Consider the following 25,262-nt stretch of genomic DNA (forward strand, 5'->3'; position numbering starts at 1 on the left):
AATGGAATTAGATCGTATTACTCCGCCAAAGACTCATCCTATCACCGAGTTAAAGATTCCTTATCCGGAAGAACATATATTAAAGAATGGTATTCCTCTTAGAATTATGAAAACAGGAACAGAGGAAGTGGTACGTCTTGATATCATTGTTAACGGAGGTCGGTTGGCTACTCGACAGCCATTTCTTGCACTCCTCACAAATAGAATGTTAAGAGAAGGGTCTCAACATTATACATCATCAGTCATAGCCGAAAAATTGGATTATTACGGAGCTTCTTTAGAACTATCAGTGTCATTGAAGAAAGAGTTTGTTACACTTTATTCTATTAACAAATATTTTCCGCAGACACTGGCTATTGTTGCAGATATGGTTAAGTATCCTACTTTTCCGGAGCAGGAGTTGAAGACTGTTCTTGAAATGAATAAGCAGCAGTTTAGAGTGCTGGAGAATAAAGTGGACACTGTTAGTCAGAAAGTGATGAATCTGGCTCTTTTCGGAGCAAAACATCCGATAGGCTATTATTCTAAGGTTGACGACTTTGATAAATTGAACGTTAATTTGATCAAAGAATATTATCGGGATCATTATTATTCGAATAATACCATTATATTCTTATCTGGTAACGTAACTCAGGAGATAATTCAAGATATTGAAAATCAATTAGGAAACGAACCATGGGGAATAGATCGGCCAAAGTTTGAAGCTAAGCCGTTTCGTATTTTGACTTCGAAAGAAAAGCTATTCTTTATAGAGAAGCCGGATGCTATTCAGAATTCGTTGAAGATGGGTTATCTCACTATCGGGAGGAATCATCCGGACTATGCCAAGTTACGGGTTCTTGTCGTATTGTTAGGTGGATATTTTGGAAGTCGATTGATGAAGAATATTCGAGAACGGAAAGGCTATACATACGGTATTGATTCTACATTGATGTCTATTACTAAAAAGTCTGTATTTCTGATTTCAACCGAAGCTGATAATCAATATATCCCTGCAATTATCAAGGAGACAAAAAAACAAATAGATCGGCTTTGTACAGTGAAGGTTGGACCGGCAGAATTGAATATGGTGAAGAACTATATGTTGGGTGATTTTTGTCGTTCATTTGAAGGTCCATTCTCCTTATCCGACGCATGGATATATATAGAGACCAACGGGCTTGATATGAATTTCTATCAGCGTTTGGTAGAGGAAATACGGACGGTCAGTCGGGATGATATTTTACGTTTAGCTCAGATTTATTTGTGCAAAGAAAACTTAATTGAAGTCGTCACAGGTGAAAAAATGTAACAATAGTTGCTATTTACTTACCTAAATGTTTATATTTGACTGTGAAAGAGATGCAACATAGATAGTTGTAAGGAAAACTTATGTAATGAAACAATCATTTTATACTATATTATTTCTGTTTGTATTTATATCAGAGGCTTCAGCTCAAATAAAAATAGGCAACTATAAGTTTCCCGATGGTAGTGAGTATACGGGAGAGCTAAAAGGTAGAAAACCAAATGGAAAAGGTAAAACCGTCTTTATAAGTGGGGATGTGTACGAAGGTGAGTATGTTAAAGGACAGCGTCAGGGCGAAGGTACCTATATTTATCATGATGGTGAGAAATATGTTGGCGAATGGTTAGCGGATCAGCAACATGGTATGGGAACTTTTTATTTCAAGAATAATAATCGGTATGAAGGATTATGGGATCATGATTTCCAACAAGGTCATGGAATAATGTATTACTATAATGGTGATACCTATGATGGTGAATGGGACCAAGATAAGCGTAGTGGAAAAGGAACCTATATATGGAAAGAGGGTACCAAGTATGAAGGTGATTGGCTGAACGATAAGAAAAATGGAAAAGGAACCATCGTTTGGGAAGATAAATCTTCGTATGAAGGTGATTTTGTAAATGATGTCCGTACAGGGAAAGGAACATTCCATTATATCAATGGTGATAAATATGTGGGTGATTTTAAGAACGATGTTCAGGATGGACAGGGAATTTATTATTTCAATTCCGGTGACTGTTATGAAGGTAGTTATATAAATGGTGAGCGTACAGGGAAAGGAATATATTACCATAAGAATGGCGATAAATATGTTGGTGAGTTCAAGAATGGGGAGCAGGATGGTGAAGGTGCGTTCACGTGGGTTAGCGGTGCTTTTTACGATGGGCATTGGTCTAATAATGAACGAAATGGAAAAGGTAAATATATTTGGGCCAATGGTGATGAATATGAAGGAGAGTGGAAAGAAAATATGGCAGAAGGCGAAGGTACACTAAGAGAAAAAAAGACAGGTGTTACTTACATTGGACACTTTCATAAAGGTAAGCCGGAAGGCGAAGGTGTGTCTATTGATAAGGATGGAAATCGTTACAAAGGAAGCTTCAAGCAAGGACAGAAAGATGGTCCGTTTGTAGAGACTGATAAGAATGGTAAAGTCATTAAGAAAGGTGTTTATCGCTTTGGTGTCCTGCAAGCTTCACAAAAATAAAAATCTTTATATTTCTATTGTTTTATAAGGCAGATGCAAAGAATTTTTAGTATCTTTGCCTATAATACGTAAAAAAGTGATGTATGAATGTCCGATTTATATATGATTTTTTGAAAGAATTGGCTATTCACAATAATCGGGAGTGGTTTAATACCCATAAATCAGATTTTCAGCAAGCCGAAGCAGAATTTGAAAATTTGTTGACAGCAATCATTGCACGGATTGCTTTTTTTGATTCATCTGTAGCACATCTGGAGGCAAAAGATTGTACCTATAGAATTTATCGTGATTTACGATTTACTCAAGATAAAACTCCATATAAAATACATTTTGGGGGATTTATTAATGCACGAGGTAAGAAAGCCTTGCATTGTGGATACTATGTCCATTTACAGCCCGGTGAGAGCTTGTTAGCAGGGGGAGCTTGGTGTCCGGAGCCCAAATTGTTGAAAGCTATTCGTGAATCCATCTATGATAACATTGATGAGTATCGTTCAATTGTAGAGGATTCAGCTTTCAAAAAGTATTTCAATTCCGTTGGATTTAATCAATTAATTACTGCTCCGAAAGGATTCCCTAAAGATTTTCCTTATATGGAATATTTAAAGCCTAAAGATTTTTCTTTCTGCTGCTACAAACCGGATTCTTTTTTTATCGGTGAAAGCTTCTTGGACAAATCAGAGGATATCTTTAAACAAATGAAACGTCTGAATGATTTCTTTGATTACACGTTGAGCGATTTTGAAGATTGAAACAAAATTAAAAATATTTGTATATGGAAGAGACAACTCCTCAATTAAGAATTATTGAAAATGATTCTTATTTGGAACCGTATGCGCAAGCTATTACAGGTCGACATCAGCATGCTTTGGATAAAGAGCTCGAGTTGACAGGTGGGAAACAATCATTAGCAGATTTTGCTACCGGATATCTTTATTTCGGTCTGCAAAAGTTAAAGGATGGGTGGATGTTCCGCGAGTGGGCGCCTAATGCTACAAGCATGTATTTGATAGGCGATTTCAGCAATTGGAAAGAAGAAGAAAAGTTCCGTTGCAACCGACTTAGCGATCAAGGTGTTTGGGAGTTGTGTCTGGATGAAGATGATATTAAGCACGGACAGTTGTACAAACTGAAAGTATATTGGAACGGAGGGGCGGGTGAACGTATTCCTGCTTGGGCACGACGAGTCGTTCAGGATGAGCAGACCAAGATATTTAGCGCACAGGTATGGAATCCGGAACACACCTATAAGTTTCATCGAAAAGTATTTTGTGCGAAAACAGATCCATTGATGATTTATGAGGCTCATGTAGGTATGGCCACCAACGAAGAAAAAGTAGGGACTTATAATGAATTCCGTGAGAATGTTTTACCACGAATTAAGAAAAGTGGATATAATTGCGTGCAATTGATGGCTATTCAAGAACATCCTTACTATGGAAGTTTTGGTTATCATGTCTCTAACTTTTTTGCTCCATCATCACGCTTTGGAACTCCTGAAGAGTTGAAAGAGCTGATTGATACGGCACATCAGATGGGAATAGCTGTCATTATGGATATTGTTCACTCGCATGCAGTAAAGAATGAAGTAGAAGGATTGGGTAACTTTGCCGGTGATCCGAATCAATATTTTTATTCGGGAGATCGTCACGAACATCCGGCCTGGGATTCTCTTTGCTTTGATTATGGAAAAAATGAAGTTCTTCACTTCCTGCTTTCGAATTGTAAGTATTGGTTGGATGAGTTTCATTTTGATGGCTTTCGTTTTGATGGAGTAACTTCCATGTTGTATTATAATCATGGATTGGGTGAGGCTTATACTAATTATGCAGATTACTTTAATGGGGCTGAGGATGATAATGCTATCTGTTATTTGATGTTAGCTAATAAAATGATACATGAGTACATTCCAAAGACTATTACTATAGCCGAGGAAGTATCGGGTATGCCGGGCTTAGCTGCCCCTTTTAAAGATGGTGGATATGGCTTTGATTACCGTATGGCAATGAATATCCCTGACTATTGGATTAAGCTTATAAAGGAGAAAGTTGATGAAGATTGGAAACCGAGCAGTATGTTCTGGGAAGTGACAAACCGAAGGAGCGATGAGAAAACTATTTCTTATGCCGAGAGTCATGACCAAGCATTGGTGGGAGATAAGACAATTATTTTCAGATTAATAGATTCTGATATGTATTGGCATTTCCAAATTGGTGACGAGAACTATAATGTGCATCGTGGAATGGCTCTGCATAAGATGATTCGTTTGTTGACTGCTTCGACAATCAATGGAGGATACCTGAATTTTATGGGTAATGAGTTTGGACATCCGGAATGGATTGATTTCCCGAGAGAAGGAAATCAATGGTCGTTTAAATATGCCCGCCGCCAATGGGATTTAGTTGATAATCCAAAACTGGATTATCATTTCTTGGGCGATTTTGATAATGAGATGATTCATTTGTTATCATCCATTGAAGCTTTTGAGGAATCGAAGATTATAGAGATTTGGCATAACGATGGAGATCAAATATTGGCTTATCGTCGTAGGAATCTGATATTTGTGTTTAACTTCAGTCCGACGAAATCATATACTGACTACGGATTCCTTGTTGCGGAAGGGCGATATGATGTAGTTCTAAATACGGATTCAAAAGACTATGGTGGCTTTGGTTTCGCCGATGACAGTGTTCCGCATTACACAAATCCTGATCCTTTATATGAAGAAGAAAAAAAAGGTTGGCTGAAATTATATATTCCGGCCCGTTCAGCAGTTGTATTAAAAAAGTATAGAAAATAAAATGGAGATACAGAATGGAAATTTAATGTATAATAAGGTTACTCATATCATATCAATTGGGTGTGGGCTTATATTCTCTTTATACAGCTTTCTTTATCTGTATTTACTTCAGGGAAATGTTGTCGAGGCTCTTCACTATTCTCTTGCGCACGGACGGACAAATTATTCTATCTTTTGGGGAGCGATAGGAATCACACTTGTTTTAATGCTTATTCGTTATGGACTGAACGCATGGTTGAAGTTACATGGTCCTTGGGTCGCGTTTTCTTATTTTCCATCTGCTTTGCTATTAGGTGTATTGACGGATGTTGACCGTTCTGCTTTCCACGGTGGTGGATTTGCTCACTATTGGGCGTGGCTTCTGCCTTTGCTCTTGGTGATATATGTTATTATCGCTTTATTGATTAGAAACATATTTAAGAATAAAATATGGAACAGTGTACTCGACATTTACAATATAAATGCCGGTATGTTGGCTATTGGATGTTTGATTCCCATATTGATAGGTAATACGGATAATAATTTTCATCATGAATTGGATGTCGAATACCATATTCGTCATGGAAAATATAGTGCCGCGTTAAAGGTTGGGAAAAAATCATTTCATACAACAAAGACGCTTAATATATTAAGAGCCAATGCAATGGCTTGCTGTGATTCGTTAGGAGACAAATTGTTCGCGTATCCTCAGCCATACAAGTCGGATGGACTGATGTTTACTGTGACTACTCCGAAGCATGAGTTGCTTCGTTTTAATGCCGATACTTTATATCATACGATTGGAGCAACTCATTATGTGGGAGAGAAGAATATTGATTACCTCAAGAGAGTCAGCCGGATAGATAGTATAGGAAACATGGGTAAGCAATATTATCTGAGCGCATTGTTACTCGATAAAAAGTTGAATGAATTCCGGGTTGTTCTTGATTCTGTTTATCCGAAAGAGGCGAGAATCCCGAAATATTATAAACAGGCATTGTTGCTCTATCAACAGAAAGATACAGTTAATCAACGAATTATAAATGATTCGATAATGGTTAAGGGATTCAATTCTTTTCTCGAAAAGCGTCAAAAGAGTTATCCTTCTAAAAACGTAGAAAGAAATTTGATGCGCCGAGAATTTGGAAAGACTTATTGGTGGTATTATTACTATCAACAATAATTTTAGGAATATGTGGGCTGTATTATACGTTTTTTCGTAATTTTGCAATCGCAAAGAAATAAATAATAATTTAAAATGGCAGTAGAATTAAAAGGACTTACCAAGCGGAGTGAGAATTATTCGCAGTGGTATAACGAATTGGTAGTAAAAGCCGACCTTGCTGAACAGTCGGCTGTGCGTGGTTGTATGGTTATTAAACCTTACGGATACGCTATCTGGGAGAAGATGCAGCGTCAGTTGGACGATATGTTCAAGGCAACCGGTCATGTGAACGCTTATTTTCCCTTGCTGATTCCTAAATCCTATTTTACTCGTGAGGCAGAACATGTTGCGGGCTTTGCGAAAGAGTGTGCGGTTGTTACCCATTATCGTCTGAAAAAAGATGAGGATAGTAATGAAATTATTGTCGATCCGGACGCAAAACTTGAGGAAGAGTATATCATTCGTCCTACATCGGAAACTATTATCTGGAGTACATATAAGAATTGGATTAAATCATACCGTGACTTACCGATTCTGATTAATCAGTGGGCAAACGTTATGCGTTGGGAAATGAGAACACGACCTTTCCTCCGTACTTCTGAGTTTCTTTGGCAGGAAGGACATACCGCGCATGCTACTGCGGAGGAAGCGGAGGAAGAAGCAGAAAAGATGCTTCATGTATATGGAGAATTCGCTGAGAATTATATGGCTGTTCCCGTTATTCGTGGTGTAAAGACAGCAAACGAGCGTTTTGCCGGTGCGTTAAATACTTATACCATTGAAGGATTGATGCAGGATGGCAAGGCATTGCAGTGTGGAACTTCTCATTTCCTTGGGCAGAATTTCGCGAAATCTTTTGATGTTCAGTTCTTGGATCAGAATAATAAATTGGATTATGTGTGGGCTACCTCTTGGGGTGTTTCAACTCGTCTGGTTGGTGCTTTGATTATGACTCATTCCGATGATAACGGTTTGGTTCTTCCTCCTAATTTAGCTCCTATTCAGGTTGTTATCGTTCCTATTTATAAGAATGCCGAAATGCTGAAGCAGATTGACACGAAGGTTGAGTGTATTGTAAATACTTTAAGAAACATGGGCATTTCCGTTAAATACGATAACGCGGATAATCGTCGTCCGGGATTTAAGTTTGCCGATTATGAATTGAAAGGTGTTCCTCTTCGTTTGGTTCTTGGAGGACGTGATTTGGAAAATGGTACCATAGAGGTGATGCGTCGCGATACGTTAGAGAAAGAAACCATGCCGATGGAAGGAATTGAGACAAAGGTGAAGGACTTGCTTGATGATATTCAAAAGAATATCTATAAGAAAGCAGTAGAGTTTCGTAACTCGAACATTTACAAAGTCGACTCATACGATGAGTTCAAGGCGCAAATTGAGAAAGGCGGCATGATTTTAGCTCATTGGGATGGCACCACAGAGACAGAGCTTCGCGTCAAGGACGAGACGAAAGCAACTATTCGTTGTATACCGTTTGAAGCTGACGAAGAAAGTCTGACTCCGGGAGTCGACATGTTGACCGGTAAGCCTTCAGCTCGCCGAGTTCTCTTTGCAAGAGCATATTAAAAAATAGTCGTGAATATTTGTCCGCAGGTAGCATTATGCTATCGGCGGATTTTTATTTCCCGAAAAATTCCTTTACCGGAAAATATTCCCCTGAGTTTCTTGGTCCCGGATGGGTAAGTTTACCTTCTTCTACTAATGCAAGCAGCCGACGGTGGGCAGTAGTTCTTGCCAGCCCGCAGAGGTAGGCAAGGTCTCGGGTTGTGATAAACTTATGAGTTTGAAAAAAGGAAGTCATTGCCAATTCTATTTCTGCTGCGCTAACCTTCTTGGAGTGGGGAACTTGCCCGGAAGGAACTTTCTCAAAGCCGGTTTTCTTCAATTCATTCCCCAACTCTTTATCCGCTTTGTATACGATACCGTCGTATTTTATACTCTCAGATCGAATAATACCCAGTTGGTTCACAGTAGGAGCTTTAATTTTTATCCGAAATGAACCAAGCCCATCTATTTTAACCCGATTCCCATTCTTCAACTCTTCTGTCACAACATCCTGCAAAGCCCTGAGTACACCTATTACATCACTTTGATGCATTGTACTTCGTTTAGCTATTTTATCGGCCAATTCACCGGTTGAAATGTTATGTTTGACTAACATCCTGACATGATATTTCTCTTGCTTTTCGAACTTCCGAAGGGGTGTAGGATAGAAATCATATTTTACGCTCATAATTAATTTGTTTTAAAGATTCATTGATTGTTTTTCTTTTTCAATTAGATTTGTCACGACTCGTGAGAGACGTTTTCCACGAGTCGTGGTAAATGTCTTCCACGAATGGTGAGAAGCATCTGTCACCAATCGTGGAAAACGTAGTCTTTACTTTTCAAAGATACAAAAAATAACGTGTTTTCGCTAACTTATACGATGATATATTTAAAAAGAATCTCTAAAATTATATTTAATCATTCATAATCGACAAAATATTTATGCTATAAACATATTTCGGTGACATCATGATGCTATTCGTATTCATCAAGATGAGACGATAGATTTGACGCTGATAGCTTCTTTTCAGATAATTATACCGGAATCTGGATATGGGTAGGGAAGAATTCATTTGGAAAAGGAGAGATGTTGGAACCGGATGCAATCTCTTAAACAGTCGCTTTTGGTAAAAATCAATAGTTTCAGGAGAAAAGTCAGTATATTCTTTAAATTTTGTTGTGATTTCATTTTGTTTTTATTAAAGATTTTGTAAATTTGAAAAAGTATAAAAGTAAAAATAATTGCTATGAGCTATTTACATTTTGATAAGACTCTTATGACGAATTTGGAAGAATCACTCCCCAAAGAGATTCTTCGTACCAATCGTTCCGGTGCTTACCACTGTTCCACAATAGTAGATTGCAATACGAGAAAGTACCATGGCTTGTTGGTAATACCTATCCCTGAATTGGATGATGAGAACCATATATTACTCTCATCGCTTGATGAGACTGTCATTCAACATGGCGCGGAATTCAATTTAGGCCTTCACAAGTATTCGGGGAATAATTTCAGTCCGCGAGGTCATAAGTATATCAGAGAATTTGAGTGTGATAAGTTGCCGACTACACTTTACCGAGTTGGTGGCGTAATATTGAAAAAAGAAAAGTTGTTTGTGCATCATGAAAACAGAATCCTTATTCGCTATACGTTGGTTGACGCGCATTCTGCTACTAAAATCCGGCTTCGTCCATTTCTTGCTTTCCGAAGTGTACGCCAGTATACACATGAGAATCCGCAGGCCAGTCGTGAGTGTTTTCCAATAGATAATGGAATAAAGACCTGCATGTATCAGGGATATCCTGATTTATATATGCAGTTGAATAAGAAGAATGAGTTTGTTTTTACTCCGGATTGGTATCGTGGCATAGAATATCCGAAAGAACAGGAGCGTGGATACGATTTTAATGAAGATCTGTATGTTCCGGGTTATTTTGAATTTGATATAAAGAAAGGTGAGAGTGTTGTTTTCTCGGCCGGTATATCCGAAGCGAAGACACGAATGTTGAAACGTACTTTTGAAGAAGAGGAAGAAGAACGTACACCTCGTGATAATTTCCAGCATTGTTTGGTTAACGCGGCGCATCAGTTTTTGAATAAACAGGGTGACAATTATTATATTCTTGCAGGCTATCCGTGGTTTAAATGTCGTGCGCGCGACTTATTTATTTCTTTGCCGGGATTGACATTGGCGAATCAAGAGATAGTAAAATATGAGTCGGTTATGGAGACAGCTCGTAAGGTTATAGAAGATTTTATGGAAGGTCGTCCATCCGATTTGAAGATTTATGAGATGCAGCATCCCGACGTTCTGCTTTGGGCAGTCTGGTGTATTCAGCAGTACGCAAAAATGGTATCACGGAATAAGTGCCGTGAAAAATATGGGGTGCTCTTGAAGGAAATGATGGATTACCTGAAAGACAGTCGTCATCCGAATCTGTTTGTTCATGATAACGGATTGGTTTATGCCAACGGAAAAGATAAAGCTATTACGTGGATGAATTCTACGGTGAATGGCAAACCGGTAGTTCCGCGTACAGGATATATCGTGGAGTTTAATGCTCTCTGGTATAATGATTTATTGTTTGTTGCCGACTTGATGGGTGAGACAAGCGATAATAGCGTTGCTGTTTATCGTGAATTAGCCGAGAAATGCGGTCAGTCGTTTATTAATACATTTTTAAATGAGTATGGCTACTTGTTTGATTATGTAGATGGAAATATGATGGATTGGAGTGTTCGCCCGAATATGATTTTTACCGCGGCATTTGATTATTCTCCATTGAATATGAAACAACGGAAAGGGGTTGTCGATGTAGTGACCAAAGAGTTACTGACTCCAAAGGGACTTCGTTCGTTGAGTCCGAAGAGCGGAGGCTATAATCCTAATTATGTAGGACATCAGATACAACGTGATTATGCTTACCATCAGGGCACCGCATGGCCGTGGCTCGAGGGATTTTACTTTGAGGCTTATCTGAAGATATATAAGATGAGTTCGTTAGGATTCATTCAGCGTCAGCTTATCAGTTATGAGGATGAGATGACATCTCATTGCATTGGTTCTATTCCAGAACTGTTCGATGGCAATCCGCCGTTCCGTGGCAGAGGAGCAGTATCATTTGCCATGAATGTGGCAGAGATACTTCGAAGCTTGTACATGTTAAGTAAATATAATCTATAAAAGGAGGAAGGAATATGAAAGTATTAATGTTTGGTTGGGAGTTTCCTCCTCATATTTTAGGTGGGCTTGGAACTGCCAGTTACGGACTCACCAAAGGACTTGCCGCACAGCCCGATATGGACATAACGTTCTGTATTCCTAAACCATGGGGCGATGAAGATCAGCGTTTCGCCAAGATTATTGGAATGAACAGTGTGCCTATTGCGTGGCGCGATGTTAATTGGGATTACGTACAGAGCAGAATAGGGAAAGTGATGGATCCTCAAGAGTATTTTAAACTCCGTGACCATATCTATGCCGACTTTAATTATATGAACGTTAACGACTTGGGTTGTTTGGAGTTCTCGGGGCGTTACCCCGACAATCTGCACGAGGAGATTAATAATTACTCCATTGTTGCCGGAGTTGTTGCGCGTAGTGAGACGTATGATGTGATTCATGCACACGACTGGTTGACTTATCCGGCCGGTATTCATGCCAAGCAAGTGAGTGGAAAGCCATTGGTTATTCATGTTCATGCTACCGATTTCGACCGTAGTCGTGGTAATGTGAATCCTACCGTATATAGTATAGAGAAGAACGGTATGGATTATGCCGATTGCATTATGTGTGTATCCGAGTTGACTCGTCAAACGGTTATTAATCAGTACCATCAGGATCCTCATAAGGTATTCGCTATGCATAATGCTGTGGAACCTTTGTCTCAGGAGATTGAAAATATCAAGTCTGTTTCGCATCCCAAAGAGAAGGTTGTTACCTTTATGGGACGAATCACTATGCAGAAAGGGCCTGAATACTTTGTTGAGGCAGCCAATTTGGTTCTTCACCGAACTCGTAATATACGTTTCGTAATGGCCGGTAGTGGTGATATGATGGAAGCAATGATAAACTTGGCCGCCGAAAGAGGCATTGCCGATCGGTTCCACTTTCCCGGCTTTATGAGAGGGAACGATGTGTATGAGCTTCTCAAATCAAGTGATGTATATATCATGCCTTCTGTTTCCGAGCCGTTCGGTATTTCGCCGCTCGAAGCCATGCAATGTATGTGTCCGTCGATTATCTCATATCAGTCGGGATGTGCTGAGATTCTGACGAAATGTATCAAGACTGACTATTGGGATATTCATGCCATGGCTGATGCCATATATGCTATTTGTAATTATCCGGCTCTTTATAATTATCTGCGTGAAGAGGGAAAGAAAGAAGTTGATGCCATCACTTGGGATAAGGTAGGAGTGAGGATCCGTCAGCATTACGATGAATTAGTTAATAGAAATAATGGGTAACATAAATGAGTATAGAGTATGAAAACAATTTGTCTTTATTTTGAAATACATCAGGAAGTTCATTTGAAACGATACCGTTTCTTTGATATAGGTCGTGACCATTATTATTATGATGAATATGCTAATGAGCAAAGCATGAATGAATTAGCAGAAAAATCATATATCCCGGCATTAACTGCCTTGATTGAAATGGTGAAGAATAGTGATGGAGCGTTCAAAGTTGCCCTTTCTGTTTCGGGGGTGGCTCTTGAGATGTTGGAGATTCATGCGCCTAAAGTACTTGAGCTACTCCACGAATTGAACGATACGGGTAAATGTGAGTTCCTCTGTGAACCTTATTCACATGGTCTCTCATCACTGGCAAACGAGGAATGTTTCCGTGAAGAAGTGCTTCGTATGCAGGATAAAATCAGAGTACTCTTTGGTAAGGCTCCAAAAGTATTCCGTAACTCAAGTCTTGTATATGATAACGAGATAGGTTCTTTAGTTGCCTCAATGGGATTTAAGGGTATGCTGACAGAAGGAGCTAAACATATTCTGGGATGGAAGAGTCCGCACTACTTATATCATTGTGCCGGTGTGCCAAAGTTGAAACTGTTGCTTCGTGACTTTAAGTTGTCGGATGATATCAGCCTTAGATTCAGCAATTCTGACTGGAGTGAATATCCGCTGTTTGCCGATAAGTATATGGATTGGATTGCCGAGATGCCGGAAGAAGAGCAGGTTATCAATATCTTTATGCAATTGTCTGCTTTGGGAATTTCACAATCGTTATCTTCTAACATTTTAGAGTTTTTGAAAGCATTGCCTAAGTGCGCGAAAGACAGAGGTATAACATTCTCTACTCCGAGTGAGATTATCTCGAAGTTAAAGTCGGTCGACCAGATTGATTGCCCATATCCCATGTCGTGGGTTGACGAGGAGCGTGATATCAGTCCGTGGTTAGGAAATCAATTGCAGCGTGCGGCATTCGATAAATTGTATAGTGTGAGTGAGCGTGTTCGTCTGTGTACGGATAACCGTATTAAGCAAGATTGGGATTACTTGCAGGCCAGCAATAATTTCCGTTATATGACGACGAAGAATACCGGTATCGAAATTAATCGTGGCATCTATTCCTCTCCATACGATGCGTTTGCCAATTATATGAATATTCTGGGCGATTTCATCAGTCGTGTAAATGAGCTTTATCCGGTAGATATGGATAACGAGGAATTAAATTCTTTACTTACTACCATTAAGAATCAGGATGATGAGTTGACTGCCATGAATAAAGAAGTTCAGAAGTTGCAAGAGAAATTGGAAAAAGTACAGAGTGAATTGAGTAAGTATGAAGATGTCAAACCGAAGAAAACTGTTGCTAAGAGAAAAACAACGGCAAAAGCTCCGGTAAAGAAAGAAGTAAAATAATAATTATATACTTTGTGTCGTAGTTTTTTAGGAGAGAGAACAGACTGATACAAAGTGGAGAGCAGGGAATCCCTGCTCTCTTTTTATGGAGATATATTCAGCTTCGGGAAAGAAGCAGTAATGCTATCAGTTTTGTTCTGTTAACCGATGCAAAATTTCTTTTCTTATTTTCAATATAACTAACTAATCTTTTTGTAATTTTGCTGTCAAATTAAACATTAGAGCATGGATACAGCTTTTGTCACAAGTAAACAACAACGTACGTGGCGTGAAATACGCGATTATCTGATGATAGCTTTAGCAATGACTTGCTATAGTATCGGATGGACCGTTTTTTTGTTACCGAATCATATTACTACGGGGGGCGTTCCGGGTATTGCGTCAGTGGTTTTCTGGGCTACGGGAATCAATGTCCAATATACTTATTTTGTTATTAATGGTTTGTTATTGATTGCTGCATTCATTATTCTCGGTTGGAAATTTGTAGTAAAGACAGTGTTTGCCGTTGTATGGATGACCTTGTTCTTGCCTATTGTGCAGCATGCTACCGACGGATGGAACTTGCTTCACGATCAACCGTTTATGGCTTGCGTTATTGGCGCGGCACTTTGTGGCAGCGGTGTAGGTATTGCTCTTTCAAACAATGGCAGTTCGGGCGGAACAGATATTGTGGCGGCTATAGTAAATAAATATCGCGATATTACATTGGGGCGTGTAATCTTGCTAACCGATGTCATTATTATTTCATCATCCTATTTTGTTTTGCATAATTGGGAGATGCTCATTTATGGTTATGCGGCACTGTTTATTTGCAGCTTTATGGTTGATCAGGTGGTGAATTCAGCTCGGCAGTCGGTTCAGTTCTTTATTGTATCGAAAAAGTATGAGGAAATAGGACGCCATATCAATAAAGATTTGCATCGTGGTGTAACCTATATTGATGGGGTGGGCGCATATACCGGTTTAAACGTAAAGATGATGTTTGTGCTTGCCAAAAAGCGAGAGTCGACTACCATTTTTCGCCTGATAAAGGATATTGATCCTAATGCTTTTGTCTCTCAGAGTGCTGTTATCGGTGTGTTCGGTGAGGGATTTGATAAGATTAAAGTGAAATAAAGAATGGATTTACATTATTATTGAATGAATCGAAAATGTGTATATTGTTGCGAATTCAATTGAAATAATAACAATTTAACAGTTAATTTTATGTTTTAATGTAAAAAAGTTGGTTATTTCTTGGTGTGATATAAAATAATAATTACTTTTGTACCCGTTAAATAAACAAGTAAGTTTATGCGTGCATTGAATTTAAATATTTTGCTATCAGGCATTATTATTCTATTGGCAGAGTCAATGGGAAGTGAGCGTCGTGTATAACAAAATGTGAAATGATATTTCAAGCCTCTCTCACTTCCCGGTGCGAGGGGCTTTTTATTTGTAATAAGTTGAATTAAAATTATAAAATAATGAATGATAGATTATTTATCTTCGATACCACTCTTCGAGATGGTGAGCAGGTGCCGGGTTGCCAATTGAATACGGTAGAGAAAATTCAGGTTGCGAAACAGCTTGAGGCACTTGGAGTCGATGTGATTGAAGCGGGATTCCCTATATCGAGTCCCGGAGACTTTAATTCTGTTGTTGAGATTTCAAAGGCCGTTACTTGGCCGACTATCTGTGCATTGACTCGTGCCGTAGAAAAAGATATTGATGTAGCTGCCGAATCTTTACAATATGCCAAACACAAACGTATTCATACCGGAATAGGCACATCGGATTATCATATCAAATATAAGTTTAACTCTAATCGTGAGGAGATTATAGAACGTGCCATTGCTGCTGTAAAGTATGCGAAGAAGTATGTTGAAGATGTAGAGTTTTATGCAGAAGATGCCGGAAGAACGGAGAACGAGTATTTAGCTCGTGTGGTTGAAGCTGTTATTAAGGCAGGAGCTACTGTAGTGAATATTCCGGATACTACCGGTTATTGTTTGCCCGATGAGTACGGACGTAAGATAAAATATCTGATGGAACATGTAAACGGCATAGAGAAAGCCGTCATTTCCACTCATTGTCACAATGATTTGGGTATGGCCACTGCCAATACGGTGAACGGTGTTTTGAATGGTGCCCGTCAGGTGGAGGTTACGGTGAATGGTATAGGCGAGCGTGCCGGTAATACTTCGTTGGAAGAGATTGCCATGATTTTTAAATGCCATAAGACACTTGGCATCACCACTAATATTAATACAACAAAGATATACCCTATCAGTAAAATGGTATCCAGCCTGATGAATATGCCGGTTCAACCGAATAAGGCTATTGTAGGACGGAACGCGTTTGCTCATTCTTCGGGTATCCATCAAGATGGCGTATTGAAAAATGTTCAGACATACGAGATTATCAATCCTACCGATGTAGGCATTGATGACAATTCTATTGTGTTGACGGCTCGTAGCGGTCATGCTGCGTTGAAGTATCGTTTAGAGGCCTTAGGTATTAAACTTGAATCAGAGAAGCTCGACCAAGTTTATCAGGACTTCCTGAAGTTGGCTGATAAAAAGAAAGAAATCAATGATGATGATATTTTGGTATTGGCAGGAGCCGATCGTTCGGCAAATCATCATATCAAGATAGATTATTTGCAAGTAACCAGTGGTGTCGGAGTTCGTCCGGTAGCCAGTCTTGGATTGAATATAGCCGGTGAGCATTTCGAGGCTGCCGCTTCGGGTAACGGTCCTGTGGATGCTGCAATTACAGCACTGAAGAAGATTATCAACCGACAGATGACGTTGAAAGAATTTACTATTCAGGCTATCAGTAAGGGCAGTGACGATTTAGGAAAAGTACACATGCAAGTGGAATACAATGGGCATGAGTACTATGGTTTCGGAGCGAATACCGATATCATCGCCGCGTCAGTAGAAGCATATATTGATTGTATCAACAAATTTAAAGATAAAGTTTTGTAGTATGGCTAACACATTATTCGATAAAATATGGGATGCGCATGTTGTGCAGTTGGTTAAGGATGGTCCGACCCAATTATATATTGACCGGCTTTACTGTCATGAAGTAACATCTCCTCAGGCTTTTGCCGGATTACGTGCCAGAGGTTTGAAATGTTTTCGTCCTCAACAGATATATTGTATACCCGATCATAATATTCCGACTCATGATCAAGATAAGCCGATTGACGATCCTGTTTCAAAGGCTCAGGTGGATGCTTTGGAGAAGAATGCAAAGGATTTTGGTCTTTCATACTTTGGGATGCGGCATCCGAAGAATGGTATTATCCATGTGGTCGGTCCGGAGGAAGGATTAACTCTGCCGGGTATGACGATTGTTTGTGGCGATTCGCATACATCAACTCATGGTGCAGTAGGAGCGGTAGCATTTGGTATCGGAACCAGTGAAGTGGAGATGGTTTTAGCTTCACAGTGTATTTTGCAGGCTAAGCCGAAGACCATGCGAATTACTATTGACGGAGAGTTGGGCAAAGGTGTTACTGCTAAAGATGTTGCTCTGTATATGATGATGAAGATGACCACCGGTGGCGCAACCGGATACTTTGTAGAGTATGCCGGATCGGCTATCCGTAGCCTGACGATGGAAGGTCGTCTTACACTTTGTAATCTAAGTATTGAGATGGGGGCTCGTGGCGGTATGGTTGCACCGGATGAAACAACATTCGCTTATCTGAAAGGCAGAGAGTATGCTCCGCAAGGTGAAGCATGGGATAAGGCTTTTGCCTATTGGAATACATTGAAGAGCGATGATGATGCTGTATTTGATAAAGAGGTTTCGTTTAAGGCTGAAGATATTCAGCCGATGATTACGTATGGAACGAATCCGGGTATGGGAATGGGGATAACAGAGAGTATTCCTGTAGATGATTCTTCCGTTTCATTTCATAATTCATTAGATTACATGGGATTCAAACCGGGAGAGAAGTTGCTTGGAAAGAAAATAGATTATGTGTTCCTTGGTGCTTGTACTAACGGACGTATAGAAGATTTTCGGGCGTTCGCTTCTATGGTGAAAGGAAAGAGAAAGGCTCCGGGTATAGTAGCTTGGTTAGTTCCCGGATCATGGGAGGTAAAGAAACAAATTGAAGATGAAGGTCTGGATAAGGTGTTGAACGAAGCCGGGTTTGAAATCCGTCAACCGGGATGTTCGGCTTGTTTGGCTATGAACGATGATAAGATTCCGGCAGGAAAGTATTCAGTGTCAACAAGCAACCGAAACTTTCAAGGTCGTCAGGGACCGGGGGCGAGAACATTACTGGTCAGTCCGTTGGTAGCCGCTGCCGCTGCTGTTACAGGCAAGATTACCGATCCGAGAACATTTATATAACCATAAAGGTAGAACATTATGAAACAGAAATTCAATATAATAACAAGTACATGCGTACCTCTCCCGTTGGAGAATATTGATACCGACCAGATTATTCCGGCCCGTTTTCTGAAAGCAACAACTCGCGATGAGAAATTTTTCGGTGATAACTTGTTTCGCGATTGGCGATATAATCCCGATGGTTCGTTAAATATGGATTTTGTACTGAACAATCCGAAATATAAAGGTGAGATTTTGGTTGCGGGAAAGAATTTCGGTTCAGGTTCCAGCCGTGAACATGCCGCATGGGCTATTGCAGGATATGGCTTCAGAATAGTTATTTCCAGTTTCTTTGCTGATATACATAAAAACAATGAGTTAAACAATTTTGTACTTCCTGTGGTAGTCAGCGAGAGCTTTCTTCAAGAGCTGATTAAATCAATCTATGCCAATCCGAAGACAGAAGTAGAAGTGAATCTTCCGGAGCAAACCGTTACGAATAAGGCTACCGGTAGAAGTGAGAGATTTGAAATCAATGCATATAAGAAGCATTGCTTGATGAATGGTTTGGATGACATTGATTTCTTATTGAGTAATAAAGATAAAATTGAAGCATGGGAAAACAAAAACAAGTCCAGATAGAGATCATGGACACGACGCTGCGCGATGGAGAACAGACCAGTGGCGTCTCATTTGCGCCTCACGAGAAATTGGTCATTGCCAGACATTTGCTTGAAGATGTAAACGTTGACCGTATCGAAATAGGTTCAGCGCGTGTATCGGAAGGTGAGTTCGACGCAGTCAAGATTATAGCTGACTGGGCAGCCGGTCATAACTTGCTGGATAGAGTGGAAGTATTGGGATTCGTTGATGGCCATACTTCGGTCGATTGGATTTATAATGCCGGTTGCAGAGTGATTAACTTGTTGTGTAAGGGGTCGGAAAAACATTGTACTCATCAGTTGAAAAAGACGGTTGACGAACATATTGCAGATACATTAAAAGTGCTCGACTATGCAGATAGTAAGGGTGTTGCTGTAAATGTTTATTTGGAGGATTGGAGTAATGGCATGAAAGATTCCCCCGATTTTGTTTATAGAATGATGGATGCTTTGATGAAAACAAAAATCAAACGTTTCATGTTGCCCGACACATTAGGTATTCTGAATCCGCTTCAAGTAATAGAGTATATGCGAAAGATGAAGAAACGTTACCCCAATGCGTTTTTCGATTTCCATGCGCATAACGATTATGATTTGGCTGTCAGTAATGTTTTGGCTGCTGTATTGAGCGGTGTCCGTGGACTTCATACAACTATCAATGGATTGGGTGAGCGGGCTGGCAATGCGCCGTTAGCCAGTGTTCAGGCTATATTGAAAGACCAATTTAACGCAAAGACAAATGTTAATGAAGACCGATTGTATGATGTAAGTCGTATTGTAGAGTCATACTCAAGTATTCCGGTTCCACAGAATCAGCCTATTGTCGGAGAGAATGTCTTTACACAAGTTGCCGGTGTTCATGCCGATGGCGATAATAAGGATAATCTTTATTGTAACGACTTGATGCCTGAGCGTTTTGGAAGAAGAAGAGAGTATGCGTTGGGTAAAACAAGTGGAAAAGCAAATATCCTACGCAACTTGGAAGACATGGGCATGAAACTTGATGACGGAACGATGCAGAAAGTAACTGAGCGGATTGTTGAATTAGGCGATAAAAAAGAGGTAGTTACTAAAGAGGATCTTCCTTTCATTGTAGCCGATGTCACCGGACTTGGGACTTCCGAGAATGCAGTTTCGTTAAAGAGCTATGTCATTTCATCAGCTCATGGATTGAAACCGATGGCTACGGTGAAGATTGAGATTTATGGTAAGGAATATGAAGCAATTTCTAATGGAGATGGTCAGTATGACGCATTTGTCCGTGCTATTCGCCAGTTGTATAAAGAGAATTTACATCGTACGTTTCCAACGTTAACCGACTATTCTGTTGATATTCCAAGAGGTGGTCGTACGGATGCATTTGTTCGAACTATTATAACTTGGGATTTCAAAGGAAAGATGTTCAGAACTCGTGGCTTGGATGCCGACCAGACGGTTGCTGCTATGAAGGCAACGATTAAAATGCTTAACATGATTGAAAAAGATTATGAAAATATAGTTTGAAAGGCGATTGCTCATAAAATAATTTGTAATATTGTAGATAGATATATAATATAAGGTATAAAAATGAATTTAAAAATTGCTGTTTTACAAGGTGATGGTATAGGTCCCGAAATTTCCGCGCAGGGCGTAGATGTAATGACTGCTGTCTGTGAAAAGTTCGGTCATAAAGTAGCATACGAATATGCTATCTGTGGAGCTGATGCTATTGATAAGGTTGGTGACCCGTTTCCGGAGAAGACTTATGAGATTTGTAAGCATTCGGATGCTGTGTTATTCTCTGCGGTAGGTGATCCGAAATTCGACAATAATCCTACGGCAAAGGTGCGTCCGGAGCAGGGATTGTTGACTATGCGTAAAAAACTTGGCTTGTATGCTAATATTCGTCCTATCCAGACTTTCAAATGTCTGATACATAAATCTCCATTACGTTCGGAATTGGTGGAGAACGCCGATTTTATTTGCATTCGTGAGCTGACAGGCGGTATGTATTTCGGAAAGAAGTATCAGGATAATGATAAGGCTTACGATACGAACGAATATTCTCGTATGGAAATTGAGCGTATCCTTAAAGTTGGATTCGAATACGCGATGCGTCGCCGTAAGCATCTGACGGTGGTGGATAAAGCAAATGTATTGGCGACCAGCCGATTGTGGAGACAGATAGCGCAGGAAATGGCACCTCAATATCCGGAAGTGAAGACCGATTATATGTATGTGGATAATGCTTCCATGCGTATGATTACAGAGCCGGCTTTCTTTGATGTAATGGTGACAGAGAATACATTTGGCGATATCTTGACAGATGAAGGGTCGTGTATCAGTGGTTCTATGGGGTTGCTTCCTTCTGCTTCTGAAGGTGAGAGTACTCCGGTATTTGAACCTGTTCATGGCTCATGGCCTCAGGCTAAAGGTTTGAATATTGCCAATCCGTTGGCTCAGATTCTTTCTGTTGCGATGTTATTCGAATATTTTAACTTGAATGAAGAAGGCAAATTGATTCGTAAGGCTGTTTATGCCTCTTTAGACGCAAACGTCAGAACGCCGGAAATTCAAGTTGAAGGTGGCGAAAGATTTGGCACGAAGGAAGTAGGTGCTTGGATTGTAAATTATATAAAGAAAGCTTGATAATGGATGAAACGAATCGGTAGCTTTATTTTTTTACTTGCCATGTGTGCTGTGTTGAACGCGCAGACATATAAGGATTATATTGATGAGGCGGTTGCCGCTACAAACGCTGACAGTTTATCGAGGGCTGAGCAAATGTATAAGAAAGCCTTGGAAACTGATCCGACAAATTCGTTGAATACCATGCTTTTTGCTAACTTGGGTACTATTCAGCGACGACAAGGAAAAACGGACGCGGCTATCGATTCGTATTCTTTGGCATTAAATCGAATGCCTCTTTCTATTCCGATATTATTGAACAGAGCTTCATTATATTTAGAGAAGAATCTGTATGGGAAGGCATTGGTAGATTATTGCAATGTACTTGATATAGATAAGAAGAATGAGGAGGCATTGATTTATAGAGCATATATTTATGTGGAACAACGAAAGTATAAAGAGGCTCGAACAGACTATGCCACATTGCTTCAAAAAGATCCGGAGAATAAGTTGGGACGTTTAGGATTGGCTGATTTGGATGAAAAGGAAGGCCGTTTGCATGAAGCGCTTGAAATATATAATCGATTTATCGAAGAGAATCCTCGCGATGTATCGTTTCTTAAAGCAAGGGCAAATTTAGAGATGGAGATGGATTCTCCCGCATTAGCTCTTCAGGATATGGAGACAGCGCTTAAGATTAATAATGCTGATGCTGATATTTACTTACTGATAGGGGATATCCGGATGAAAATGAAGAATCGAAAGGATGCGTATGCTTCGTATGAACGTGCTATAAAATTGGGCGTGCCTCGTCCTCAGATAAAAGAGCGAATCAAACAATTTAAGTGAAGACATCTTATTATATGCGATTATTTGCTTGTTAAAGATACGAATCACTGCTTCTTTTTAGATAGATACAAGATTTCTTGTGGAAACCAATTATACAAACGATTGATCCGATACATGGGAATGTGAAAGGAGATATGAAAACTTTTTGTATTTCCCTTGCATAAATTAAACTTAATACTTACCTTCGCCACCGAAATCATCAATATGGTGATTTACATTCTATTACATAAATGTGTGAAGTGCGAAATCTTTTTGAGTATTACGTTTTTCTAAGGTGAATTATCGGGCAGTTCCCAATAATTCAATATCCTTTCTCTCGCGCGGGCGTACCGCTTGTTAAATTACACTTCAAACCTTTTCGCATACGCACGCATGTCAGCGTGCCGAAACCATTTATTCGTAAAGAGATTCCGATGAATCCTCTTGATTTATTATTCATACCCTTCCGCTGGACGCGCAAAGGGCATTGTAAGAGTTTAGTTCACTCAAAATAGGTTAAGTTATGAATAAAAATTTAGAAAAAAAGCAAAGTGAAAAGCAACGGGCTTACGTGAGTCCGCAAGTGACAGTCATTGAAATGGAGACCGAGAACTCGCTGCTCAGTGCCAGCGGCAATGCCGGCGGCATCGGACAGGGCGACCCTTACGGTGAGTAGCGAGTTCATCGAGTATGAGGATACCTCGGATAATTTCGGGAACCTCTGAGATGACTAACGAGTAAACCAATACATGAGTAATTAAAACAAAAAACAAACAAGTTATGAGAACAAGACATTTATCAGTATTGCCGCTGCTATTTGCGGCACTGTTCATTACAGGCTGCGCCGGCGATGAGATGCCACAACAGCCGAATGGCGGCGGAACGAAAGGAAATACCGCTACAGCCACCACCGCCTTTACGGGCGAGACGCAAACCCCGTCCACAATTAATGCAAAGGAATTCAAGCCACAGACCCGCACCGCAGCCACCCATACCATAGGCAACGGCGCAAGTGTTACATGGACGGCGACGGACAAAATCTGGGTGAAGGACGACGCCGGAGTCTTTCAACAGAGCAATGCCGTAACATTCCCCGATGCCGGCAACGAGGCTAAAGGCAGATTCGACTTAGGCAGCAGTACCTTCACCGGCACTACCCACGCCGTGGCCTATACCAACACGGCATCTGCCACGGAAGTGGAAATCAAGAGTGAGCAGACACAGTCGGCTCCCAACAACTTCGAGCATCTCGGCGAGTCGGGCGACTGCGGCATAGCCACTGCCACGGGCAACGCAGGCAACTATAAGTTTACCCTCGAGCATAAGGCATCGTACCTCTGCCTGCTGCCACGAACCGCAAACATCGCACTCCAGAGCTGCAAGCTGATGAAGATAGAGGTGGAGGCTGACAAGGGCATTGCCGGCACATTCACATTCACAGAGAACGGGCTTTCCCCCGCGCCCACATCCGGTGAAGCAAATAAAATCACGCTGACTTGTGGCTCGGACGGCTTCCCCCTCACCAATGCGGATACCGATATTACAACGAACGGATCGTACATGGTCATAGCTCCAGGAACCTACAACCTGACGATACGCTATTGGGTAAAGGATGCCGACACAGGTACGGAAGGCAAAATCACCAAGGCGCTGTCTTCCCTCACCTGCAAGGCGGGCAAGATACACGACATCACCGCCAACCTTGACGTGAGCGATTACTCCGGTTGGCTGTATTACATGTGGGATGCCAAGCAGCCTTACTGGTATGGTCACGAATGGAACAAGACAGGTTATACCGTAGGCATGGATCAGCCAACTGTCAACGGTAACACTGGTAGTGCTTACCCTAAGGACAATTCTGATACTCGTTGGTATAACATCGCTTACAACGGTTATGGCATAGCGACTTCCGGTAGCCAAAATCCGCTCTTCACTCCTACCTCCGCCTCTCACGTCCCTAACGCCAACGAGATGTCGTGGTACTGTATGCAGGGCGACCCCCGCTGGGATGCCGATGAGCTATGGACTACCATGGGGCATCTTTACAAGGGCGGGATATGGCTGAAGAAACTCTCTAAGATTGCCGAGGCCGCAGGCAAATCCCTTGCCGATCTGAAAGAAAAGTCTGCTGACGGAAGCACTGACATGCGTACATCCGGCCAGTCCTGCAATAAAACTCCGGGCAGCATCCTTCCCACTGCTTCTGAGCAAGTCGACTACTTCTATCTGCCTGCCATAAGCTACTACGATTCCGGGATGCTCTACAACGCTGGCTACTACGGCGGTTACTGGTCATTGAGTGCCGCTCCTACGAGCGCAGATGCTGGTGCATACGCCCTACTCTTCAGCTCGGATACTGTGGAACTGCGTTGCTACGACCGCAGCAATGGGTATGCGGCTGTTCCGTTCGAGTAACCCGCTGTTGTCCTCTTGAAAATCGCTCTTTGACATATTGACACATACATGACGGGAAAATGAAAAACCCTATTGGAATTTGGAATTTTCCATTGAAAAACATATATTTGCGATGGAAAATAGAAAAACAAAGGAGGAAAAAAGATGACACAGATTTTGGTAACACTCGATGAAGATTCTGCTACGCAGAGCATCCGCCGTGCCATCGGTATGCTTCGCGGTGTGACTTCCACCTCTATTTACAAAGGTGGGGATCAGACACGCAAGGCGTATGTAAAGGAAACGCTGACACGTGCAGTCGATGAACTGAAGACTGCTAAGGGCAAAGGCATGAAAATGCAGAAAGCGGACGATTTTATCAAGGAACTGGAAGAGGGCGTATGACAGTCGAGATTTATTTAACGTGAGTTCGATGAATTATAACTGTCTAAAAAATTGGTGATTAGCGAAAATTGTTATATTTTTATAGTGCTGAAATACAAATAAATACTAACAACAATCGCTATGATCACCGAAAGCAAAGTTA

Annotated in this window: 20 protein-coding genes; 19 read left to right on the forward strand and 1 reads right to left on the reverse strand. The window is 40.7% G+C overall.

Going from position 1 to position 25,262, the window contains the following annotated elements; all coding sequences use genetic code 11:
• Position 1 precedes the first annotated feature (1 nt).
• From LO761_RS10970 to proS, 6 genes are all read left to right on the forward strand, one after another.
• Positions 2 to 1,291 carry a M16 family metallopeptidase gene (locus tag LO761_RS10970; protein ID WP_272818323.1) on the forward strand — a complete coding sequence of 430 codons (1,290 nt, stop codon included), beginning with the start codon at positions 2 to 4 and terminating at the stop codon, positions 1,289 to 1,291.
• 85 nt (positions 1,292 to 1,376) lie between these two features.
• Entirely contained in the window at positions 1,377 to 2,498 is a 1,122-nt protein-coding gene (locus tag LO761_RS10975) for a phosphatidylinositol-4-phosphate 5-kinase (RefSeq protein WP_272818324.1), read from the forward strand.
• 83 nt (positions 2,499 to 2,581) lie between these two features.
• Positions 2,582 to 3,250: a DUF2461 domain-containing protein gene (locus LO761_RS10980; protein WP_272818325.1), complete on the forward strand. Its 669-nt coding sequence runs from the start codon at positions 2,582 to 2,584 to the stop codon at positions 3,248 to 3,250.
• 23 nt (positions 3,251 to 3,273) lie between these two features.
• A complete protein-coding gene (locus LO761_RS10985; protein ID WP_272818326.1) occupies positions 3,274 to 5,298 on the forward strand; it encodes an alpha amylase C-terminal domain-containing protein in 2,025 nt (674 codons plus the stop codon).
• Position 5,299: 1 nt separating this feature from the next.
• Positions 5,300 to 6,460 carry a DUF6057 family protein gene (locus tag LO761_RS10990; protein WP_272818327.1) on the forward strand — a complete coding sequence of 387 codons (1,161 nt, stop codon included), beginning with the start codon at positions 5,300 to 5,302 and terminating at the stop codon, positions 6,458 to 6,460.
• A gap of 75 nt (positions 6,461 to 6,535) precedes the next feature.
• Complete coding sequence (gene proS, locus LO761_RS10995) at positions 6,536 to 8,026, forward strand: proline--tRNA ligase (RefSeq protein WP_272818328.1); 1,491 nt, start codon at positions 6,536 to 6,538, stop codon at positions 8,024 to 8,026.
• 52 nt (positions 8,027 to 8,078) lie between these two features.
• On the opposite strand, the gene LO761_RS11000 is transcribed toward proS, so the two are convergent.
• On the reverse strand, positions 8,079 to 8,693 hold the full coding sequence (locus LO761_RS11000; RefSeq protein ID WP_272818329.1) for an HU family DNA-binding protein: 615 nt from the start codon (positions 8,691 to 8,693) through the stop codon (positions 8,079 to 8,081).
• A 562-nt stretch (positions 8,694 to 9,255) separates the two neighbouring features.
• On the opposite strand from LO761_RS11000, the gene LO761_RS11005 reads away from it, so the two are divergent.
• The 13 genes from LO761_RS11005 to LO761_RS11065 all read left to right on the forward strand — a co-directional run bounded on the left by LO761_RS11005 (position 9,256) and on the right by LO761_RS11065 (position 25,120).
• Positions 9,256 to 11,193, forward strand: coding sequence for a glycogen debranching enzyme N-terminal domain-containing protein (locus LO761_RS11005; RefSeq protein ID WP_272818330.1), 1,938 nt, complete (start codon positions 9,256 to 9,258; stop codon positions 11,191 to 11,193).
• 14 nt (positions 11,194 to 11,207) lie between these two features.
• Positions 11,208 to 12,479, forward strand: coding sequence for a glycosyltransferase family 4 protein (locus LO761_RS11010; protein ID WP_272818331.1), 1,272 nt, complete (start codon positions 11,208 to 11,210; stop codon positions 12,477 to 12,479).
• An 18-nt stretch (positions 12,480 to 12,497) separates the two neighbouring features.
• On the forward strand, positions 12,498 to 13,889 hold the full coding sequence (locus tag LO761_RS11015) for an alpha-amylase (protein WP_272818332.1): 1,392 nt from the start codon (positions 12,498 to 12,500) through the stop codon (positions 13,887 to 13,889).
• Between the two features lie 225 nt (positions 13,890 to 14,114).
• Positions 14,115 to 15,005 (forward strand): YitT family protein, encoded by an 891-nt coding sequence (locus LO761_RS11020; protein WP_272818333.1) that lies wholly within the window; start codon positions 14,115 to 14,117, stop codon positions 15,003 to 15,005.
• 350 nt (positions 15,006 to 15,355) lie between these two features.
• Positions 15,356 to 16,861, forward strand: coding sequence for a 2-isopropylmalate synthase (locus LO761_RS11025; RefSeq protein ID WP_272818334.1), 1,506 nt, complete (start codon positions 15,356 to 15,358; stop codon positions 16,859 to 16,861).
• A 1-nt stretch (position 16,862) separates the two neighbouring features.
• Entirely contained in the window at positions 16,863 to 18,245 is a 1,383-nt protein-coding gene (leuC, locus tag LO761_RS11030; protein WP_272818335.1) for a 3-isopropylmalate dehydratase large subunit, read from the forward strand.
• Between the two features lie 18 nt (positions 18,246 to 18,263).
• Positions 18,264 to 18,866, forward strand: coding sequence for a 3-isopropylmalate dehydratase small subunit (gene leuD / locus LO761_RS11035; RefSeq protein WP_272818336.1), 603 nt, complete (start codon positions 18,264 to 18,266; stop codon positions 18,864 to 18,866).
• Entirely contained in the window at positions 18,839 to 20,389 is a 1,551-nt protein-coding gene (locus LO761_RS11040; protein ID WP_272818337.1) for an alpha-isopropylmalate synthase regulatory domain-containing protein, read from the forward strand. Before leuD ends, LO761_RS11040 begins: the two co-directional genes overlap by 28 nt.
• A 63-nt stretch (positions 20,390 to 20,452) precedes the next feature.
• A complete protein-coding gene (leuB, locus tag LO761_RS11045; RefSeq protein ID WP_272818338.1) occupies positions 20,453 to 21,514 on the forward strand; it encodes a 3-isopropylmalate dehydrogenase in 1,062 nt (353 codons plus the stop codon).
• A gap of 6 nt (positions 21,515 to 21,520) precedes the next feature.
• A complete protein-coding gene (locus LO761_RS11050; RefSeq protein ID WP_272818339.1) occupies positions 21,521 to 22,342 on the forward strand; it encodes a tetratricopeptide repeat protein in 822 nt (273 codons plus the stop codon).
• 502 nt (positions 22,343 to 22,844) lie between these two features.
• Positions 22,845 to 22,997, forward strand: a complete 153-nt coding sequence (locus LO761_RS11055) for a hypothetical protein (protein WP_272818340.1) — start codon at positions 22,845 to 22,847, stop codon at positions 22,995 to 22,997.
• Positions 22,998 to 23,101: 104 nt separating this feature from the next.
• Entirely contained in the window at positions 23,102 to 24,736 is a 1,635-nt protein-coding gene (locus LO761_RS11060) for a hypothetical protein (RefSeq protein ID WP_272818341.1), read from the forward strand.
• A gap of 144 nt (positions 24,737 to 24,880) precedes the next feature.
• Positions 24,881 to 25,120, forward strand: coding sequence for a hypothetical protein (locus tag LO761_RS11065; RefSeq protein ID WP_272818342.1), 240 nt, complete (start codon positions 24,881 to 24,883; stop codon positions 25,118 to 25,120).
• Positions 25,121 to 25,262: the final 142 nt, after the last annotated feature.

The sequence above is a fragment of the Phocaeicola oris genome, assembly GCF_021295095.1.
GTDB lineage: Bacteria > Bacteroidota > Bacteroidia > Bacteroidales > Bacteroidaceae > Phocaeicola > Phocaeicola oris.

Coding starts and splice junctions, on each gene's coding strand:
- LO761_RS11005 (WP_272818330.1), top strand. CDS start 9,256: ATGAGCTATTTACATTTTGATAAGACTCTTATGACGAATTTGGAAGAA.
- leuD (WP_272818336.1), top strand. CDS start 18,264: ATGAAACAGAAATTCAATATAATAACAAGTACATGCGTACCTCTCCCG.
- LO761_RS11055 (WP_272818340.1), top strand. CDS start 22,845: ATGAATAAAAATTTAGAAAAAAAGCAAAGTGAAAAGCAACGGGCTTAC.
- proS (WP_272818328.1), top strand. CDS start 6,536: ATGGCAGTAGAATTAAAAGGACTTACCAAGCGGAGTGAGAATTATTCG.
- LO761_RS11000 (WP_272818329.1), bottom strand. CDS start 8,693: ATGAGCGTAAAATATGATTTCTATCCTACACCCCTTCGGAAGTTCGAA.
- LO761_RS10990 (WP_272818327.1), top strand. CDS start 5,300: ATGGAGATACAGAATGGAAATTTAATGTATAATAAGGTTACTCATATC.
- leuC (WP_272818335.1), top strand. CDS start 16,863: ATGGCTAACACATTATTCGATAAAATATGGGATGCGCATGTTGTGCAG.
- LO761_RS11050 (WP_272818339.1), top strand. CDS start 21,521: ATGAAACGAATCGGTAGCTTTATTTTTTTACTTGCCATGTGTGCTGTG.
- LO761_RS10975 (WP_272818324.1), top strand. CDS start 1,377: ATGAAACAATCATTTTATACTATATTATTTCTGTTTGTATTTATATCA.
- LO761_RS10980 (WP_272818325.1), top strand. CDS start 2,582: ATGAATGTCCGATTTATATATGATTTTTTGAAAGAATTGGCTATTCAC.
- LO761_RS11020 (WP_272818333.1), top strand. CDS start 14,115: ATGGATACAGCTTTTGTCACAAGTAAACAACAACGTACGTGGCGTGAA.
- LO761_RS11065 (WP_272818342.1), top strand. CDS start 24,881: ATGACACAGATTTTGGTAACACTCGATGAAGATTCTGCTACGCAGAGC.
- LO761_RS10985 (WP_272818326.1), top strand. CDS start 3,274: ATGGAAGAGACAACTCCTCAATTAAGAATTATTGAAAATGATTCTTAT.
- LO761_RS11060 (WP_272818341.1), top strand. CDS start 23,102: ATGAGAACAAGACATTTATCAGTATTGCCGCTGCTATTTGCGGCACTG.
- LO761_RS11010 (WP_272818331.1), top strand. CDS start 11,208: ATGAAAGTATTAATGTTTGGTTGGGAGTTTCCTCCTCATATTTTAGGT.
- LO761_RS11025 (WP_272818334.1), top strand. CDS start 15,356: ATGAATGATAGATTATTTATCTTCGATACCACTCTTCGAGATGGTGAG.
- LO761_RS10970 (WP_272818323.1), top strand. CDS start 2: ATGGAATTAGATCGTATTACTCCGCCAAAGACTCATCCTATCACCGAG.
- LO761_RS11015 (WP_272818332.1), top strand. CDS start 12,498: ATGAAAACAATTTGTCTTTATTTTGAAATACATCAGGAAGTTCATTTG.
- leuB (WP_272818338.1), top strand. CDS start 20,453: ATGAATTTAAAAATTGCTGTTTTACAAGGTGATGGTATAGGTCCCGAA.
- LO761_RS11040 (WP_272818337.1), top strand. CDS start 18,839: ATGGGAAAACAAAAACAAGTCCAGATAGAGATCATGGACACGACGCTG.